This window comes from Amycolatopsis sp. WAC 04182 (assembly GCF_003947465.1).
GTDB lineage: Bacteria > Actinomycetota > Actinomycetes > Mycobacteriales > Pseudonocardiaceae > Amycolatopsis.
Genome location: NZ_QHJJ01000002.1, coordinates 88,115 through 103,248, shown reverse-complemented (window position 1 = coordinate 103,248; position 15,134 = coordinate 88,115). Strand labels below are relative to the sequence as shown.

Here is a 15,134-nt window from a genome sequence, read left to right as displayed (position 1 = left end):
CGGGGCCGTGGGGTGTCCGGATCATGACAACTCGGCAACCCGGCGTACGTTGGCGGCATGCGCGCCGACGCCTCGACGACCCCCGAACAGGCCTGCCCGATCGCCCCGGTGGTCGACCTCGTCTTCAGCCGCTGGACCACGCCGATCCTGTGGGCGCTCAACGAATTCGGCAGGCAGCGGTTCGTCGAACTCGAGCGGCGCATCGGGTCGATCACGCCGAAGGTGCTGACGCAACGGCTGCGGCAACTGGAACGCGACGGCCTGCTCACCCGGACCTATCACGCCGAGGTGCCGCCCCGGGTCGAGTACGAGATCAGCGACCTCGGCCGGAGCCTGGCGCCGCTCTTCGCGACCCTCGCGGACTGGTCGACGGAGAACCTGCCGAAGGTGGAGGAGGCCCGGTCGGCCTACGACTCCGCTTCCTGAGCCGGTCGCCGCCACGAAGCGGTGGCTCGTTCGAAACGGACGACACGCGTGACTGCATGGACGACTCGCGTGATCAGGCGGACGGCACGGCGAGGTCCTGCGCATCGAGGTGTGTCGTCCGGTCGAGCCCAGTACATGAAGGCCCCCTTCCTTGCGCCTAGGTACAGGAAGGGGGCCTTCATGTACCTAGGCACCCAAGTACGGCGAGGCGCTTTCTTGACCGATCGGTCCAGATGTGGCTAAGCTTCTCTCGTGTCCCGAGTGAAGGAATTCGACGTCGACGCGGCTTGCGAAGCCGCGCTGGAACTGTTCTGGCGGCAGGGGTACGAGGCCACCTCGGTCAGCGACCTGGTCGCCGAGCTCGGCATCGGCAAGGCGAGTCTCTATGCCACGTTCGGCACCAAGCACGAGCTGTACCTGACGGCCTTGAACCGCTACATCGCCAGGGGCAACGAGCGGTTCGTCGAGGACTTCGCCGGGCCGGGGCCCGCGCTCGCGGGCGTGCGACGGCTCATCGACCGCTATCTCGCCGAAATACTGGGCGAATCGGGGCGTAAAGGCTGCTTCGTGGTCAACGCCGCCATGGAGATGCTGCCGAAGGATCCCGAGGTCGCGCGGGTGGTCGAGCGTAGCTGGGACGCGCTGGAGCTGGCCGTGCGGATGGCGTTGAGCCGCGCGAAGGCGCAGGGCGAACTCGACGCCGACGCGGACCCGGAAGAGCTGGCCGGCTTCCTGCTCACCGTCCTGCAGGGCATGCGGGTGCTGGGCAAGGGGCCGGATCCCGCGCCGCGGGTCAGGGCGACCGCGAAGCAGGCCATCGCGGTGCTCGAAGCCGCTCGCAAACACTCATAATGGAACGATCAGACCAGAAAGTGGGCAGTACTGTGGGGAAGCGATTCAGTGGCAAGGTCGTCCTGGTCACCGGCGGAGGTTCCGGGATCGGCCGCGCCACGGCGGCTGCCTTCGCGCGTGAAGGCGCTCAGGTCGTCGTTTCCGGGCGAGACGGCGAGAAGCTGCGTCAGACGGTGAAGGAGATCGAGGCCGACGGCGGAACGGCCGACGCGGTGACCGCCGACGTGAGCGCCGGCCCCGAAGTCGAGCGTCTCGTCGCCGAGACCGTGCGGCGGCACGGCAAACTCGACATCGCGTTCAACAACGCCGGGGTGCTCGGCAGTCCCGCGCCGGCGGCGGATCTGGACGAAGAGGGCTTCGACGCCGTCGTGCGGACGAATCTCACGGGCACGTGGCTGTCGATGAAGCACGAGATCGCCCAGATGCGGGCGGGTGGCGGGGGAGTCATCGTCAACATGGCCTCCAACATCGGCTCGCACACCCGCCTGCCGGGAATGGCCGCGTACGCCGCTTCGAAGGCCGCCGTGGACGTGCTGACCCGGACCGCGGCCCGCGACCACATCGGCGAGGGCATCCGGATCAACGCGGTCAGCCCCGGCGCGACCGACACCGGGATGTCGTTCCGGCCGGGCGAATCCGAGGCCGACCGCGCCGAACGGCTCGGCGCGGTCATCCCGCTCGGCCGCATCGGCGCGGTCGAAGAGATCGCCGCGGCGGTCCTCTGGCTGGCTTCGGACGAGTCCGCGTACGTCGTGGGGCACGACATCGTCCTCGACGGCGGCGCCAGCGCCTGAGGATCAGCGCCGCGAGGGCAGCAGTTCCTGCATCTTCGTCTTGATCCCCTGCGTCACCAGATGCCAGGCGTCGGGCTCGCCCTTCAGGACGGCTTCGGTCATGGCCTTCACCTGCTCGAAGGTGGCGTGCGGCGGAATCGGCGGCACCTCGGGATCGCAGCGGACGTCGAGCACGGTCGGCACCTTGGCCGACAGCGCGACGTCCCACGCTTCGCCGAGCTGGGCGGGATCGTCGACGGCGATCCCGCCAAGGCCGATCTCCAGCGCGAAGTCCGAATAGGACACTTCCGGCAGGGTCTGTGACGGCTCGAACTTCGGCGAGCCGCCCATGGCGCGCAGTTCCCACGTGACCTGGTTCAGATCGCCGTTGTGGAACACGCAGACGACGCAGCGCTGATCGGCCCACAGTTCGCGGTACCGGGCGATGGTCAGCAGCTCCGCCATCCCGTTCATCTGCATCGCGCCGTCCCCGACCAGGGCGATCACCGGCCGGTCGGGATGGGCGAACTTCGCGCCGATCGCGTACGGGACGCCGGAGCCCATCGTCGCCAGCGTGCCGGAGAGCGTGCCCCGCATGCGGCCGCGCATCCGGAGATTCCTGGCGTACCAGTTGGTGGCCGAACCGGAGTCGGCGGTGACGATGGCGTCTTCGGGGATCCGCTCGGACAGTTCGTGCACGATCCGCATCGGGTTGACCGGGTCCGCGTCCAGCATCGCCTGGCGGGTCAGCGTCTCGTGCCACTCGTCGACGTTCTTCTCGATCTTTTCCCGCCAGCCGCGGTCGGTTTTACGCTGCAGCAACGGAATCAGCTGCTGCAGCGTGCTCTTCGCGTCGCCGAGCAGATTGACCTCGGTCGGATACCGCAGCCCAAGGAACCGGGGATCGATGTCGATCTGGACCGCGCGGGCCTGCCCGAATTCCGGCAGGAACTGCGCGTACGGCATATTCGACCCGACGATCAGGAACGTGTCGCAGTCCCGCATCATCTCGTACGTCGGCCGCGTCCCGAGCAGACCGATCGATCCGGTGACGTACGGCAGGTCGTCGGGGAGGACATCCTTGCCCAGCAACGCTTTCGCCACTCCGGCGCCGGTGAGCTCGGCGACCTCGCGCAGCTCGGTGACGGCGTTGCGCGCGCCCTGGCCGAGCAGGATCGCGACCTTCTCGCCCGCGTTCAGCACCTCCGCGGCGCGGGCGACTTCCTCCGACGGCGGGATGACACTGGCCCGCGGATGATCGGGCGGGGAGGACGGCACGTGCTTGAACTCGTGCTGCGGCGGCTGGTAGGTCTCCTCCTGCAGATCGGCCGGGATGATCAGCGCCGTCGGCGCGCGTTGCGCGATGGCCGTGCGGAGGGCACGGTCGAGCGCGTTCGGCAGCTGTTCGGGGACGTTCACCTCGACGAGATACTCGCTCGCGACGTCCTTGAACAACGCCTGCAGGTCCACCTCCTGCTGGTAACTGCCGCCCATCGCGCTGCGCGCCGTCTGCCCGACGATCGCCACCACCGGCACATGGTCGAGTTTGGCGTCGTAGAGGCCGTTGAGCAGGTGGATCGCCCCCGGGCCGGACGTCGCCATGCAGACACCGGGCCGTCCGCTGAGTTTCGCGTAGCCCACGGCCGCGAACGCCGCCATCTCCTCGTGCCGCGTCTGCACGAAACGCGGCTTGTTCTCCGCCGTGCCGAACGCGCTCACCAGCCCGTTGATCCCGTCCCCGGGATAGGCGAAGACCTGCTCCACGTCCCATTCGCGCAGCCTGGTCAGAACATGGTCCGCAACGGTTTCGCTCATGGTCGCCGGATACCGCCGCCCTCCGGCGGCTAAACGTCCTCGAGGATCTTGGTGATCCCCGCGACGACGTCCGGATGCCCGAGCGGCAGCGGCGGCGGGACCCGGTTGTACGGCTCACCGGTGCTGTGGGGGAGCACGTCCACCGCGGTCCCGGACGAGCGCACCCGTTCGGCGAGTTCGGACGACTCGTCGGGCACCGGGTCGATCAGCAGGACATGGGACGCGGCGCCGGGGTGGCGTTCGGCCAGCCGCAGCGCGTCCTCGGCCGAGTCTCCGGCGGCCACGACGTCGATCGGCGGGCCGCCGGGCTCCGCGTCGCCGAGCACGTCTTCGGCCTGGCTGAGCGCGCCGTCCACCGGCAGCCTGCACCAGATGATCTGGCGCTGGGCCGCGAGCGGCCGCCACGTCGCCGGGAGTTCACCGTGCTTGCCCTCACCCGCCGGGTCGAGGACCAGCAGCTTCGCCCCTTCAGGACCGCCGTCGGTGACGACCGAGGGGCCTTCGGCGCGGATGGGATCGGATTCGGCGGTCATGGGCGTCTCTCCTCTAGCAGTTCGTGCGGGGGAGCTCGGGGGAATCCGTGTCCAGCGGCACCGAACCCGAGCGGACTAGTCCTAATTGGACTGTCTGCCGCTTCGTCACCGCTTCGAGCGCCCAGTCGGTGGCGGTGCGCAGCCGGTTGCCGGGCATGGCCAGCAGGTGGTAGCCGCGGGTGACCGCCTTGGCGGCGAACCCGGAAAGCGGGATGTGCAAGGGATTCGCCGCGGCCCGGTGGGCGCCGAGGTCGACGACGAAGCCGAGGTCATGGTGCCGGTAGGTGCCGTGCGAGCCGTGCCCGAGGGACGCCGCCACGTTCCGCCCGGCGAGTTTGCCCTGCCGTTCGGCGTGCTGGGCGGTCATCGGCGTGTATTCGCCGGGCCTGGTCAGATCCGGGACGGCCGCCGCGTCCCCGCACGCGTAGACGTCACGCCGTCCGGGAACGTTCAGCTGCGCTGTCACGACGAGCCTTCCTTTGGCCGTCTTCAGCCCCAGGTCCTCGATCAGTGGGTCCGGCCGGACGCCGACGCACCACACGAGGGTGTGGGTCGGCACGGATTCACCGGAGGTCAGCGTGACCCCCTTTTCGCCGGCGTTGTCGATCGACGTCTTCATCAGCACCTCGACGCCGCGTTCGCGCAGGACCTCGTCCGCCGTGGCGCCGAGCCGCCGGTCGAGTTCCGGCAGGACCCGCTCGGCCACGTCCAGCAGCAGCCACCGGATCTTCTGGTCCTTCAGCTCGGGATGCCGGGCGGCGAGCGCGGCGGTGAACGCCGGCCCCTGCGCGGCGACCTCCGTGCCGGTGTAACCGGCGCCGACCACGACGAACGTGCACCGCGCGTCGCGTTCGGCCGGATCCTGCGCCGAGGCGGCGAGTTCTATCTGCCGAGTGACGTGGTCCCGCAGGTAGAGGGCCTCGGGCAGACCGCGGAAGCCGTGGGCGTACTCGGGCACGCCGGGGATCGGCAGCAGCTTGTTGACGCTGCCCGCGGCGAGCACGAGACGGTCGTAGCCGAGCGAGTGTTCGCGGCCCTCGGGGTCGGTGTAACTCACGCTGCGGTCGTCGAAGTCGACCGATTTGGCGGTGCCGAGCACCAGGCGCACACCGCGCAACGTGCCGGGGATCGACACCGAGATCCGCCGCGGTTCGAGGATCCCGGCGGCGACTTCGGGGAGCAGGGGGAGATAGAGGAAATAGTCGGTCGGGTTCAGCACGACGACTTCCGTGTCGCCGCCGACCGATTTGAGGAGGGTCTTGGCCGCGTTGTAGCCGGCGAACCCGCCTCCGATGATCACCACGCGCATCGTCAGTCCTCCGTGGGCCAGTCGCCGGTCGCCTTGCGGTAGCCGACCGCACCGGCCCGTTCGGTGGCGGCCTTCACCGCGCCGAAGATCGCGCCCTGCGCGGCGGCCGCGACGATCACCTGGGTCCAGGTGAAGTCCCGGTCGGTGGCGTTCGGCGCGTCTTCCTCACCGCTGACGCGTTTCCAGATCTGCTTGAACGCGATCCCGGCGAGCACACCGCCCGCGGCGCTCACGACCATGTTGAGCGGCTTGTAGAGAACCTTGTTCACGACGAAGACCTCTTTCGCATGATCAGCCGGATGGTGAAGAGCAACGCCAGGACACCGGCGAAGATCGGCAGGGGGTTCGCGCGGACGACCTCGGTGCCCTGACGGAACTTCTCCGCCGCGGGCTCGGAAACCTTCTCGGAGATCTTGGCGCTCGCCTCGTCGACCTTGGTGTCGAGGTTGTCGTTCACCCTCGCCTTGACGTCCATTTTCTTGCCCAGCGCGTCGAGGGTCTCGGTGAGTTCCTCTCGCGTCACGTCGCGATCGGCGCGGGCTTCTTCGGCGTTCTTGGGGAAATCGGTCATGACCGCACTCCTTGCTTGACGGTGTCGACGTCCTTACGGACACCTTCGACGGCTTCTTCCGGCACCGGCGGTGTCGCGCTGGAGACCTCCTTCTTGCCGACGACGGCCGAAAGGCCACCGATCAGCAGCAGCGCCGCGCCCGTCACCACGGCCGCCAGCCACGCGGGCATCACCAGCGCGAGCGCCAGCACCACCGCGGCGATCAGGGTCGCCAGGCCGAAAAGCGCGAAAACACCCGCGGCGCCGAACAATCCGGCACCGAAGCCCATCTTCTTACCTTTGTGCTGCAACTCGAAAACGGCCAGCCGCATCTCGTCGCGGACGAGGTGTTTGACCTCGTCGCTGAGATCGGAAACCAGTTCGCCGACCGACTTTTCCGCGGACGGCTTCCGGTGGGTCTCTTCGATCATGGGGCACCTCCTCGGAGCGTTCTGCCCGCCGGGTACCCGGCGGCCCGGCGGGTCAATCACGGCGTGTTTCGCCCCGTTGAGCGCCGGGTAGCCGGGGAGTGCCGGCTCGAAAAGCACCCAACCGACAGGAGGATGCATGAGCACGATCACCGAAATGGTGGACGTCGAAGTCCCGGTGAAGACCGCGTACAACCAGTGGACTCAGTTCGAGAGCTTCCCGCAGTTCATGGAAGGTGTCGAGGAGATCCGTCAGATCGACGCGACCCACACCCACTGGGTGACCAAATTCGGTGGGGTGAGCCGGGAATTCGACGCGACGATCACCGAACAACATCCCGACGAACGGGTGGCGTGGACGTCGGACTCCGGTCCCGACCACGCGGGCGTCATCACTTTCCATCGCCTGGACGACAACAAGACCCGGGTCACGGCGCAGATGGAAATCGATCCGGAAGGGTTCGCCGAGAACGTCGCCGACAAACTCGGCGTACTCGACCGCCGGGTCAAGGGCGACATGAAGCGGTTCAAGGAGTTCATCGAGAGCCGCGGCCACGAATCCGGCGCCTGGCGCGGTGACGTGGACCGCCCCGGCAGCTGAGAGTACCCGGGACCTCCCCTGGAAGACGGCGTTTTCCTGGGGGAGGTCCCGGGTATCTCCTGGGGTGAGGTCCATTACGAAGGGAGCGTTCCGGCATGACTACCAACGCATACGTGGCCTTCCTCGTCATTGGGGTGGCGCTGGTCATGCTCGACGGTCTGATCATCTACCAGAGCGGTAAGCGCTACCTGCGAGGTTCCCACGGCGATCCGGCCGCGGGCGCTTCCATGACGTGGCTCGTGACGGTGCTGTTCCATCTCGCGACGCTGGGCGTGTTGGCGCTGCTGTCGACCGTCGACATCGGGGGCAGCGACCTTCCTGGTGTGGTGGGCAGGCTGGGTGTTCTGCTGCTGGTTCTGGCCATCGCCCACGCGATCACGCTCAGCGTGCTTTCGCGGATCCGTGGTGAGCAGGAGGCCGAAGCGGTCATCAACCGGCCGAGGCGTGTCGAGCCCGAGCAACAGGGCACGACGGTGACGCCGGTGCCCGGGCAGGACGGCCGTTACCCGGCCGCGAGCCCGTCCATCGAACAGCAGGCGCCGTACACGACGCCGTGAGAAGTCGAGTGCTGGCAGGAGGTTTCGCCGTGCACGAGATCGATGACGAACTGTGGGACGAATTCCATCGCGTGGTCAACATGACTTCGCGGGAACTGGCCGACTGGCTGCGCACGAGGTCGGCCGACGCCGAGGACGAGGCACTGCCGGACCAGGCGGGTACGCCGACCGGGCGGCATGTGCTCGGCATCCTCGGCAAGCGCCGGACCGACCTCACCGCCGAGGACGAGCGGGTGATGCGCTCGGTCGTCCGGCGCGTCGAGGACCAGCGGCGTGACGACCTCGAACCCGTCGCGGGCGAGGCGCACTGGCGGCACAAGCTGATGTCGATGGGGCACGACCCACTGAAACCCGCGTGACCGAAGTACGTGAAGGCCCCCTTCACTGCGCTGGACGCAGTGAAGGGGGCCTTCACGTACTTCGGGTCCTGTGTCTGGAGTCGTAACTCGCGTGATTGTAGGCGTAACTCGCGTGTTTGAAGGCGTATGAGAGAGTTGCGCCTTCAAACACGCGAGTTACGCCTTTGGTTACTCGGAGAGTTTCCCGCGCAGCTGGTCCAGCGTCTGCGACAGGAGCCGCGAAACGTGCATCTGCGAGATGCCGATCCGTTCCGCGATCTGCGTCTGGGTGTAGCCCCCGAAGAAGCGCATCACGAGGATCGCGCGTTCCCGCTTGGGGAGCTCCCGCAGCAGCGGTTGCAGCGCCTCGTGCGTCTCCACCAACGCCATGTCGTGGTCCTCCTTGCCGATCGTGTCGGCGAGCGAGAGGGCCTCGGTAGCGTTGTCGTGCACCGGTTTGTCGACCGACAACGTCTGGTACGCCTGGCCGGCGAGCAGCCCCTCCCGCACGTCGTTGACCTCGAGCCCGAGGTATTCGGCGAGTTCGGTCGGGGTCGGCGCGCGGCCGAGCTGCTGGGACAACGCGGCCGTGCCCTGGCTGAGCGAGACGTGGAGTTCCTTGAGCCGCCTCGGCACCCGGACCGACCAGCCGGTGTCCCGGAAGTGCCGCCGGACCTCGCCCATGATCGTGGGCACGGCGAACGAGAGGAAGTCGTGCCCACGGCCGGGGTCGAACCGGTCGACCGCGTTGATCAGGCCGATCCGCGCCACCTGGACCAGGTCTTCGCGCGGCTCGCCGCGGCCGGAGAACCTGGTGGCGATGTGCTCGGCGAGCGGCAGCAGCTCGGTGACGAGGTTGGCACGCAGCTCCCGGCGGCGCGAGGAGTCCTCCGGCAGGGAGGTCATCTCCTCGAAGAGCGGTTCGCAATGGGCGTAGTCGTCCGCCTGCCGGGTGAGTGTCTTGCGCTCGCCACTCACCCGTCGCTCGTTCCCGGGGCCAGGACGAGGTCGATCGTCGTCGTGCCCCCTGTTTCGCCGGGAATCGGTTCGCACCGCGCCCGCACCGAGTGGGTCAACGTCGTCAAGACGTGCCAGCCGAACGTCGTCTCGCTCGGCAGGTAAGGCCTGCTCGTCCGCGTCGAGATCGAGACGGCGATTCCTTCCGGTATCTCGTGAAAGACACAACAAAGAACGGCTCCCAGTTCAGCGGGCTGGACAAGTTGGGAACAGGCTTCGTCGACGGCCATCTTCGCGTCTGAAATGGCGTCCAAGCCGAAGTCCGCACGGGCCACCACACCATGGGTGAGCGTGCGGACGAGAGGGATCTGCTCCGCCTCCGCGGGAAGGCGGAGTTCGACCCGGTCGGACAGACCGTCCGACTGAGGCCGGGTCTGGGGGGTGAGGCCACCCCGTCCGTGTGCATCCATTACGAAACCCATCCGTCCGTGGCCGTGGGGTGACCGCGGCGGTGCTCCGCCGCGTGACGCGTGATCAACGGCCCAGGGCTCGCTGAAGCTCCTTTTTGGACATCTTCGACCTGCCCTCGACGTTGCGCTGTTTCGCTTCGTTGTAGAGCTGGTCCTTGGTCGGGCCGTTCGGGCCCAACCGGTTCCCGGACCGCTTGCCACCCCGCCGCTGAGGTGACATGTCCTGGAGGGACGTACGGCTGGCCTCGCGCGACTCGCCTGCCTGCGCGCGGTTCTTGTTGACCGTGCGGGCGGCGATCTCCTCGGCCCGGTCGGTGCTCGCGCCCCGATCCTTCGCCGAGTCCTTGATGTGTTCGTACTGGCGTTCTCGTTTGTCGCTCCAAGCCTGCTGCGGCATCGCGGCTCCTTCCTTCCCCCGGTCAGGTACCCCGTTCGATTCGCCGGATAAACGTCCGGTTGAGCCCGGGAACGGGCGGGTACGCGGGGGTCGGACGCGAAGGAGGCTTCTATGCGCATCGGCTACACCCTCATGACCGAACAGGCCGGCCCGAAAGACCTGGTGGGATACGCCGCCGGAGCGGAGAAGGCGGGTTTCGACTTCGAGGTGATGAGCGACCACTTTTCGCCCTGGCTGGACGAGCAGGGGCATTCGCCGTACGCGTGGAGCGTGCTGGGAGCGGTCACCCAGAGCACCGAACGGGTCGAACTGATGACCTTCGTGACGTGCCCGACCATGCGTTATCACCCGGCGGTGGTGGCCCAGAAGGCGGCGACCGTCCAGGCGCTGTCGGACGGCCGGTTCACCCTCGGGCTGGGTGCGGGGGAGAACCTCAACGAACACGTCGTCGGCCGCGGCTGGCCACCGGCGAACGTCCGGCACGAAATGCTCGCCGAAGCGGTCCAGATCATCGGCGGGCTGTTCGACGGTGGCTACTTCAACTACAAGGGTGACCACTTCCGGGTGGACTCGGCGAAGCTGTGGGACCTGCCGGAGCAGCGTGTCCCGATCGGGGTCGCGGTGTCCGGCTCGCAGTCGGTGACCCGGTTCGCGCCGATCGCCGACGCGATGATCGCGGTGGAGCCGGACGGCTCGCTGTGCCGCGAGTGGGACGCGACCAAACTCGGGCCGCCCGGCAGGAAGATCGCCCAGCTGCCGGTGTCCTGGGGCGAGGATCGCGACGCCGCGATCCGGCGGGCGCACGAGCAGTTCCGCTGGTTCGGTGGCGGCTGGAAGGTCAACGCCGAACTGCCGGGGCCCGCGGGGTTCGCCGGGGCCACCCAGTACGTCAAACCGGAGGACGTCGCCGAGGCGATCCCGTGCGGCCCCGACGTCGACCGGATCGTGAAGCAGGCCGGCGAGTTCGAGGCGGCCGGGTTCACCGACCTCGCCCTGATCCAGATCGGCGGCGACCAGCAGGAAGGCTTCCTCCGGTTCGCCGAGGACACGCTGCTCCCGGCACTGCGGAGCTGACGCACCCCCGAACGGGGGCACCCGTGTTCAAACCCGCGGACCGCGGGTACCAGAGCGACACATCCTTCAGCCAAGGGGGAACAGATGAACAACGAACTCGGACTCCATCCCGTCCCGGACCTGCTGCCGGAAGGCCAGGACACGCCGGAGCAGGAGGCGATCCGTCGCAAGGCGGCCCTCGCCGTGGCTTCGCGGGCGACGAGCGCCGAAGACTGCGCGACCCTGCTGGACATGCTCGGCCTGCACGACCGCGGCCGCAGCTCCGAAGTGGCGTGATTCAGCGGCCGCCGCGCGCCGCCACGAGATCCGCGACGAAGGCCCGATAGGCCTCGTCGCGGTCCGGCGCGCGCAGCACCGCGGACGGATGCACCGTCGCGACCGCGGTGGTGGCGAACTCGGCGAGGTCGATCCGCTCGCCCCTGCTCCGGGTGATGCGGAAGTCGTCGCCCAGCAGCGCCTTCGCCGCCGTCGCGCCCAGAAAGATCAGCAGCTCCGGGTGCACCGCCGCCAGTTCGGCGTGCAGCCACGGACGGCAGGCGACGATCTCGGTCTTGGACGGCGTCTTGTGGATCCGCCGTTTGCCGCGTTCGTCCCGCTTGAACTTGAAATGTTTGACCGCGTTGGTGACGTAGATCTTCCGGCGGTCGAAACCCGCTTCGTCGAGGGCCCGGTCGAGCAGCCGTCCGGCGGGCCCGACGAACGGGGCGCCTTGCCGATCCTCCTGGTCGCCGGGTTGCTCGCCGACCACCATGATCTCCGCCGCGCGGGAGCCTTCACCGAAGACGGTCTGAGTGGCGTCGCGGTAGAGATCGCAGCCGCGGCAGCCCGACGCCGCCGAACGAAGCTTGTCCAGATCCGCGGTCTCGGGCGGAGCCGCCCCGGGTGCCTTGGTCGCCATGGCGGCCGGATTCCCCGCCCGGACGTGGGACAAACGGGTTATGCGCGGGCCGCGGCGGGTAGCCCTCGGCTATGGCGACTTCGACCGAACCGGCCACCGCTTCCGTTCAGGACACCGTGCGCGTCGCGCTGCGGGTCGTCCTGCCCACGCTCGCCGGCGGGGTGATCAAACGCCGGCCGCTGGGGATGGCGGCGGCGCAGAAACTCCAGTTCGACCGTTCCGCCGTGCGGCTGCTGGGGCGGCTCCGGTCCCACTACGGTCCTGGCCCGCTGCGCCTGCGGGTGCCCGGCCGCACGATCGACCTGGCGCTGTCCGGGGAGGATGTCGGCGAGGTGCTCGCCGCCGCGCCGGTCCCGTTCAGCCCTTCGACCAAGGAGAAGCGGGCGGCGCTGGGGCATTTCCAGCCGCACGGCGTGCTGATCTCGGACGCGACGGAGCGTGCGCCGCGCCGCCGGTTCAACGAGGACGTCCTCGAACCGGGGAAGCCGCTGCACGATCTCGCCGCTCCCTTCGCCTCGGCGATCGCCGAGGAGGCGGCGTCGCTCTGGGACGGCGGCACGCTGGACTGGGACACCTTCACCGTGGCCTGGTGGCGGATGGTCCGCCGGGTCACGCTCGGCGAATCCGCGGCGAGCGACGACGGCCTCACGGACGCGCTGGCCCGCCTGCGGAAGGACGCGAACTGGGCGTACGCGCACCCCCGGCGCGACCGGCTCCACGATCAGTTCCGCACCCGGCTCATCGGCCACCTGGAACGGGCGGAGCCGGGGAGCCTCGCCGAGGCCATCGCGGCGGCGGGCCCGTCGGGCGAGCGCACGATGGACGTCGTCGCCGACCAGGTCGCCCACTGGCTCTTCGCGTTCGACGCCGCCGGGATCGTCACCTTCCGCGCGCTCGCGCTGCTGGCCACCCACCCTGGCGCACGGGAACGTGCCGACGAAGAGGTCGCGGCCGCCGATCTGACCGCGCCCGGCCAATTCGCGTACTTGCGCGCCTGCGCCCTCGAATCGGTCCGGCTGTGGCCGACCACGCCCGCGCTGCTGCGCGAGAGCACGGCCGAGACCGCCTGGGGACCGGCGGGGACCACGGTGCTGATCTTCGCCCCGTTCTTCCACCGGGACCCCGAGTCCTTGCCCTACGCCGACCGGTTCGAACCCGGGATCTGGCTGGACGGCACCGCGGCGGCCAATCCGGCGCTCGTTCCGTTCAGCGCCGGACCAGCCATCTGCCCGGGCCGGGACCTCGTGCTGTTCTGCGCGAGCACGATGCTGGCGCACTTGATCAAGGACCGGCGCTTCGAGCTGGCCTCCGGCGCCGTCCTCGGTCCGGAGCGGCCGCTGCCCGCGACGCTCGACAACTTCCACCTGAAGTTCTCGGTGGCCTAGTCGTCGACCCATTCGAGCAGGTCGCCGGGCTGGCATTCGAGCACGCGGCACATCGCTTCGAGGGTGCTGAACCGGACGGCCTTGGCGCGGCCGTTCTTCAGCACCGCCACGTTCGCCGGGGTGAGGCCGACGAGTTCGGCGAATTCGCCGACGCTCATCTTCCGCTTGGCCAGTTCGACGTCGATGCGGACGACGATCGGCATCAGATCACCTGTTCCATGTCCGATCGCAGGGTGGTGGCCTGCCGCAGCAGCGTGCGCATCACGGCCATGACCAGGCCCAGGACGGCGACGCCGACCAACGCCAGGAACAACAGCAGCGGCAGGGCCGGGTCTTCGGCGTTGAAGCCGACGTAGAGGAACACGCCCGCCAGCACCACCCAGCCGGCGAGGATCGCCCACACGATGGCGTCGACCCATCTCAGGGACGCCTCGGTGAAGATCCGGTCCTTCTTGACCAGGGTCAGCAGTTGCCAGGTGGCGACGATCACGGCCTGGACGCAGAGCACCCAGAAGATGGAGATCGCCGTCGCGGGCCAGCGCAGGTACGCCATTTCGGGGTCATGCCGCGCCAGGTACGCGAACTGCGCCGGCAGGGACATCGTCTGGAAGAGGACGAGGACCCCGAACAGCAGCACGAGGAACACTCGGAGAGGCGCGACCGCCCGTTGCCCTGTGATCATGCATCGAGTTTCGCGCGTTATCTATCGAAAGTCAATCGGTAGCTCTCGGTTGTCGATGGGTTGGGTGGGGTGAAAGCGTCCTTCGCCGCATCTGACGCGGTGAAGGGGCCCTTCGGGTCTTCTTCGGGTCGCGGCGGTGGGGGGTGCGCTCTGGGAGGGGTTGCGAAAGCCACTTTCGCAACGTTGAAGGTTGCGAAAGTGGCTTTCGCAACCCTGCTCACCCTGCTCCGCGGTGGGTGCTCGCCGCCGCCCCGTCCGAGCGTGTCGCGAAAGCCACTTTCGAGACATCTGACGTCCCGAAAGTGGCTTTCGCGACCCACCCTGCCGCTGGTCGGCTGCCCTCGAGCCGGCGCGTAGATCGAGCTGCATCAGCCGTCGTCGAGTGGATCCGGAACGCGGGCATACGGGACCCTGAAGCGGCATTCGGAAAATCGCTCACCGCATTCGGTGAACAGGGTTGAATTTTTGGTTCGCGACGGAATTCACCCGGCGGTAGTCCAGCCGTTGTCGCGCCGGGAGGCGTCTGTCAGGATGCTCGTGACCCGACCAGAAGGAGCGTTCCCATGGCTTCCCGTCTCAATCCCTACCTCAGCTTTGCCGGCGATGCCCGGCAGGCCATGGAGTTCTACAAGTCGGTGTTCGGCGGGGAACTGACGCTGAATACGTTCGGCGAGTCCGGTATGGCCGGAACGCCGGCGGAGGACCAGATCATGCACAGCCAGCTCGATTCCCCGAGCGGCTACACGATCATGGCGTCGGACACGCCGCCGGGAATGGAGCACAATCCGGGCACCAACGTGTCGATCAGCCTCAGTGGCGACGACGGCGAGGAATTGCGCGGATACTGGGAGAAGCTCTCCGCCGACGGCACCGTTTCGGTTCCTCTCGAAAAGCAGATGTGGGGAGACGAATTCGGTGCCTGTATCGACAGGTTCGGCATCTCGTGGATGGTGAACGTCGTTCTGTCCTAGGGATTCGCGCCCGGTCGTGAGTGGTCCGGGTCGTTCTGACCGTCCTTGCCGCTCGAGAAGTCCAGTACCGGCGATGTCTCGTGTCTGGACGGACGACACGACTGCGGCCGGGATCTGC

Annotated in this window: 22 protein-coding genes; 10 read left to right on the top strand and 12 right to left on the bottom strand. The window is 68.3% G+C overall.

From position 1 onward, the window contains the following. Positions 1-57: 57 nt before the first annotated feature. From DMH01_RS07675 to DMH01_RS07665, 3 genes are all read left to right on the top strand, one after another. On the top strand, positions 58-426 hold the full coding sequence (locus tag DMH01_RS07675) for a helix-turn-helix domain-containing protein (protein ID WP_125674622.1): 369 nt from the start codon (positions 58-60) through the stop codon (positions 424-426). A gap of 252 nt (positions 427-678) precedes the next feature. Beyond that, positions 679-1,278: a TetR/AcrR family transcriptional regulator gene (locus DMH01_RS07670; protein ID WP_125674620.1), complete on the top strand. Its 600-nt coding sequence runs from the start codon at positions 679-681 to the stop codon at positions 1,276-1,278. A 32-nt stretch (positions 1,279-1,310) separates the two neighbouring features. Then, complete coding sequence (locus DMH01_RS07665; RefSeq protein WP_125674618.1) at positions 1,311-2,072, top strand: SDR family NAD(P)-dependent oxidoreductase; 762 nt, start codon at positions 1,311-1,313, stop codon at positions 2,070-2,072. A gap of 3 nt (positions 2,073-2,075) precedes the next feature. Here DMH01_RS07665 and DMH01_RS07660 read toward each other — a convergent pair whose 3' ends face one another. From DMH01_RS07660 to DMH01_RS07635, 6 genes are read right to left on the bottom strand one after another with little or no spacing between them, the layout of a single operon-like run. Beyond that, the gene (locus tag DMH01_RS07660; RefSeq protein ID WP_125674616.1) at positions 2,076-3,866 is read right to left on the bottom strand and encodes a thiamine pyrophosphate-requiring protein; all 1,791 of its coding nucleotides are present in this window, start codon (positions 3,864-3,866) and stop codon (positions 2,076-2,078) included. A gap of 29 nt (positions 3,867-3,895) precedes the next feature. After that, entirely contained in the window at positions 3,896-4,399 is a 504-nt protein-coding gene (locus DMH01_RS07655) for a hypothetical protein (RefSeq protein ID WP_125674614.1), read from the bottom strand. Between the two features lie 13 nt (positions 4,400-4,412). Continuing rightward, positions 4,413-5,708 carry an NAD(P)/FAD-dependent oxidoreductase gene (locus tag DMH01_RS07650; protein WP_125674612.1) on the bottom strand — a complete coding sequence of 432 codons (1,296 nt, stop codon included), beginning with the start codon at positions 5,706-5,708 and terminating at the stop codon, positions 4,413-4,415. 2 nt (positions 5,709-5,710) lie between these two features. Next, positions 5,711-5,977 carry a DUF4235 domain-containing protein gene (locus tag DMH01_RS07645; RefSeq protein WP_007030245.1) on the bottom strand — a complete coding sequence of 89 codons (267 nt, stop codon included), beginning with the start codon at positions 5,975-5,977 and terminating at the stop codon, positions 5,711-5,713. Beyond that, positions 5,974-6,279 carry a DUF3618 domain-containing protein gene (locus DMH01_RS07640; protein ID WP_125674610.1) on the bottom strand — a complete coding sequence of 102 codons (306 nt, stop codon included), beginning with the start codon at positions 6,277-6,279 and terminating at the stop codon, positions 5,974-5,976. Before DMH01_RS07640 ends, DMH01_RS07645 begins: the two co-directional genes overlap by 4 nt. Next, positions 6,276-6,689, bottom strand: a complete 414-nt coding sequence (locus DMH01_RS07635) for a phage holin family protein (protein WP_125674608.1) — start codon at positions 6,687-6,689, stop codon at positions 6,276-6,278. The genes DMH01_RS07640 and DMH01_RS07635 overlap by 4 nt, the downstream gene beginning before the upstream one ends. A 136-nt stretch (positions 6,690-6,825) precedes the next feature. Between DMH01_RS07635 and DMH01_RS07630 the strand changes: the two genes are divergently transcribed. The 3 genes from DMH01_RS07630 to DMH01_RS07620 all read left to right on the top strand — a co-directional run bounded on the left by DMH01_RS07630 (position 6,826) and on the right by DMH01_RS07620 (position 8,203). Further along, entirely contained in the window at positions 6,826-7,287 is a 462-nt protein-coding gene (locus DMH01_RS07630) for an SRPBCC family protein (protein WP_125674606.1), read from the top strand. 95 nt (positions 7,288-7,382) lie between these two features. Next, the gene (locus tag DMH01_RS07625; RefSeq protein ID WP_125674604.1) at positions 7,383-7,844 is read left to right on the top strand and encodes a hypothetical protein; all 462 of its coding nucleotides are present in this window, start codon (positions 7,383-7,385) and stop codon (positions 7,842-7,844) included. 29 nt (positions 7,845-7,873) lie between these two features. Then, entirely contained in the window at positions 7,874-8,203 is a 330-nt protein-coding gene (locus DMH01_RS07620; protein ID WP_125674601.1) for a DUF3140 domain-containing protein, read from the top strand. A 168-nt stretch (positions 8,204-8,371) separates the two neighbouring features. Here the strand turns inward: DMH01_RS07620 and DMH01_RS07615 are convergent, their stop codons facing one another. The 3 genes from DMH01_RS07615 to DMH01_RS07605 form a co-directional block, all read right to left on the bottom strand. Further along, complete coding sequence (locus tag DMH01_RS07615; protein WP_125674599.1) at positions 8,372-9,160, bottom strand: SigB/SigF/SigG family RNA polymerase sigma factor; 789 nt, start codon at positions 9,158-9,160, stop codon at positions 8,372-8,374. After that, positions 9,157-9,609, bottom strand: coding sequence for an anti-sigma factor (locus DMH01_RS07610; protein ID WP_125674597.1), 453 nt, complete (start codon positions 9,607-9,609; stop codon positions 9,157-9,159). Before DMH01_RS07610 ends, DMH01_RS07615 begins: the two co-directional genes overlap by 4 nt. Positions 9,610-9,673: 64 nt before the next feature. Then, complete coding sequence (locus DMH01_RS07605; protein WP_125674595.1) at positions 9,674-10,006, bottom strand: plasmid stabilization protein; 333 nt, start codon at positions 10,004-10,006, stop codon at positions 9,674-9,676. Positions 10,007-10,117: 111 nt separating this feature from the next. Here DMH01_RS07605 and DMH01_RS07600 point away from each other — a divergent pair, with 111 nt between their 5' ends. Next, positions 10,118-11,080 (top strand): TIGR03557 family F420-dependent LLM class oxidoreductase, encoded by a 963-nt coding sequence (locus DMH01_RS07600; RefSeq protein WP_125674592.1) that lies wholly within the window; start codon positions 10,118-10,120, stop codon positions 11,078-11,080. Positions 11,081-11,164: 84 nt separating this feature from the next. Then, complete coding sequence (locus DMH01_RS07595) at positions 11,165-11,356, top strand: hypothetical protein (RefSeq protein WP_125674590.1); 192 nt, start codon at positions 11,165-11,167, stop codon at positions 11,354-11,356. Position 11,357: 1 nt separating this feature from the next. Here DMH01_RS07595 and DMH01_RS07590 read toward each other — a convergent pair whose 3' ends face one another. Continuing rightward, entirely contained in the window at positions 11,358-11,978 is a 621-nt protein-coding gene (locus DMH01_RS07590; protein WP_125674588.1) for a UdgX family uracil-DNA binding protein, read from the bottom strand. Positions 11,979-12,049: 71 nt separating this feature from the next. Here DMH01_RS07590 and DMH01_RS07585 point away from each other — a divergent pair, with 71 nt between their 5' ends. Then, positions 12,050-13,363 carry a cytochrome P450 gene (locus DMH01_RS07585; RefSeq protein ID WP_125674586.1) on the top strand — a complete coding sequence of 438 codons (1,314 nt, stop codon included), beginning with the start codon at positions 12,050-12,052 and terminating at the stop codon, positions 13,361-13,363. Here DMH01_RS07585 and DMH01_RS07580 read toward each other — a convergent pair. Both DMH01_RS07580 and DMH01_RS07575 read right to left on the bottom strand, forming a co-directional pair. Next, positions 13,360-13,566: a helix-turn-helix transcriptional regulator gene (locus DMH01_RS07580; RefSeq protein ID WP_125674584.1), complete on the bottom strand. Its 207-nt coding sequence runs from the start codon at positions 13,564-13,566 to the stop codon at positions 13,360-13,362. The genes DMH01_RS07585 and DMH01_RS07580 overlap by 4 nt on opposite strands. Continuing rightward, positions 13,566-14,045 (bottom strand): DUF2975 domain-containing protein, encoded by a 480-nt coding sequence (locus DMH01_RS07575; protein WP_125674582.1) that lies wholly within the window; start codon positions 14,043-14,045, stop codon positions 13,566-13,568. The genes DMH01_RS07580 and DMH01_RS07575 overlap by 1 nt, the downstream gene beginning before the upstream one ends. Positions 14,046-14,608: 563 nt before the next feature. On the opposite strand from DMH01_RS07575, the gene DMH01_RS07565 reads away from it, so the two are divergent. Then, positions 14,609-15,016 carry a VOC family protein gene (locus DMH01_RS07565; protein WP_125674580.1) on the top strand — a complete coding sequence of 136 codons (408 nt, stop codon included), beginning with the start codon at positions 14,609-14,611 and terminating at the stop codon, positions 15,014-15,016. Positions 15,017-15,134: the final 118 nt, after the last annotated feature.

Excerpts from the sequence above, each read along its gene's own strand:
- DMH01_RS07675 (WP_125674622.1), top strand. The coding sequence starts at position 58 with ATGCGCGCCGACGCCTCGACGACCCCCGAACAGGCCTGCCCGATCGCC.
- DMH01_RS07660 (WP_125674616.1), bottom strand. The coding sequence starts at position 3,866 with ATGAGCGAAACCGTTGCGGACCATGTTCTGACCAGGCTGCGCGAATGG.
- DMH01_RS07655 (WP_125674614.1), bottom strand. The coding sequence starts at position 4,399 with ATGACCGCCGAATCCGATCCCATCCGCGCCGAAGGCCCCTCGGTCGTC.
- DMH01_RS07650 (WP_125674612.1), bottom strand. The coding sequence starts at position 5,708 with ATGCGCGTGGTGATCATCGGAGGCGGGTTCGCCGGCTACAACGCGGCC.
- DMH01_RS07640 (WP_125674610.1), bottom strand. The coding sequence starts at position 6,279 with ATGACCGATTTCCCCAAGAACGCCGAAGAAGCCCGCGCCGATCGCGAC.
- DMH01_RS07635 (WP_125674608.1), bottom strand. The coding sequence starts at position 6,689 with ATGATCGAAGAGACCCACCGGAAGCCGTCCGCGGAAAAGTCGGTCGGC.
- DMH01_RS07630 (WP_125674606.1), top strand. The coding sequence starts at position 6,826 with ATGAGCACGATCACCGAAATGGTGGACGTCGAAGTCCCGGTGAAGACC.
- DMH01_RS07625 (WP_125674604.1), top strand. The coding sequence starts at position 7,383 with ATGACTACCAACGCATACGTGGCCTTCCTCGTCATTGGGGTGGCGCTG.
- DMH01_RS07610 (WP_125674597.1), bottom strand. The coding sequence starts at position 9,609 with ATGGATGCACACGGACGGGGTGGCCTCACCCCCCAGACCCGGCCTCAG.
- DMH01_RS07605 (WP_125674595.1), bottom strand. The coding sequence starts at position 10,006 with ATGCCGCAGCAGGCTTGGAGCGACAAACGAGAACGCCAGTACGAACAC.
- DMH01_RS07600 (WP_125674592.1), top strand. The coding sequence starts at position 10,118 with ATGCGCATCGGCTACACCCTCATGACCGAACAGGCCGGCCCGAAAGAC.
- DMH01_RS07595 (WP_125674590.1), top strand. The coding sequence starts at position 11,165 with ATGAACAACGAACTCGGACTCCATCCCGTCCCGGACCTGCTGCCGGAA.
- DMH01_RS07590 (WP_125674588.1), bottom strand. The coding sequence starts at position 11,978 with ATGGCGACCAAGGCACCCGGGGCGGCTCCGCCCGAGACCGCGGATCTG.
- DMH01_RS07585 (WP_125674586.1), top strand. The coding sequence starts at position 12,050 with ATGGCGACTTCGACCGAACCGGCCACCGCTTCCGTTCAGGACACCGTG.
- DMH01_RS07580 (WP_125674584.1), bottom strand. The coding sequence starts at position 13,566 with ATGCCGATCGTCGTCCGCATCGACGTCGAACTGGCCAAGCGGAAGATG.
- DMH01_RS07575 (WP_125674582.1), bottom strand. The coding sequence starts at position 14,045 with ATGATCACAGGGCAACGGGCGGTCGCGCCTCTCCGAGTGTTCCTCGTG.
- DMH01_RS07565 (WP_125674580.1), top strand. The coding sequence starts at position 14,609 with ATGGCTTCCCGTCTCAATCCCTACCTCAGCTTTGCCGGCGATGCCCGG.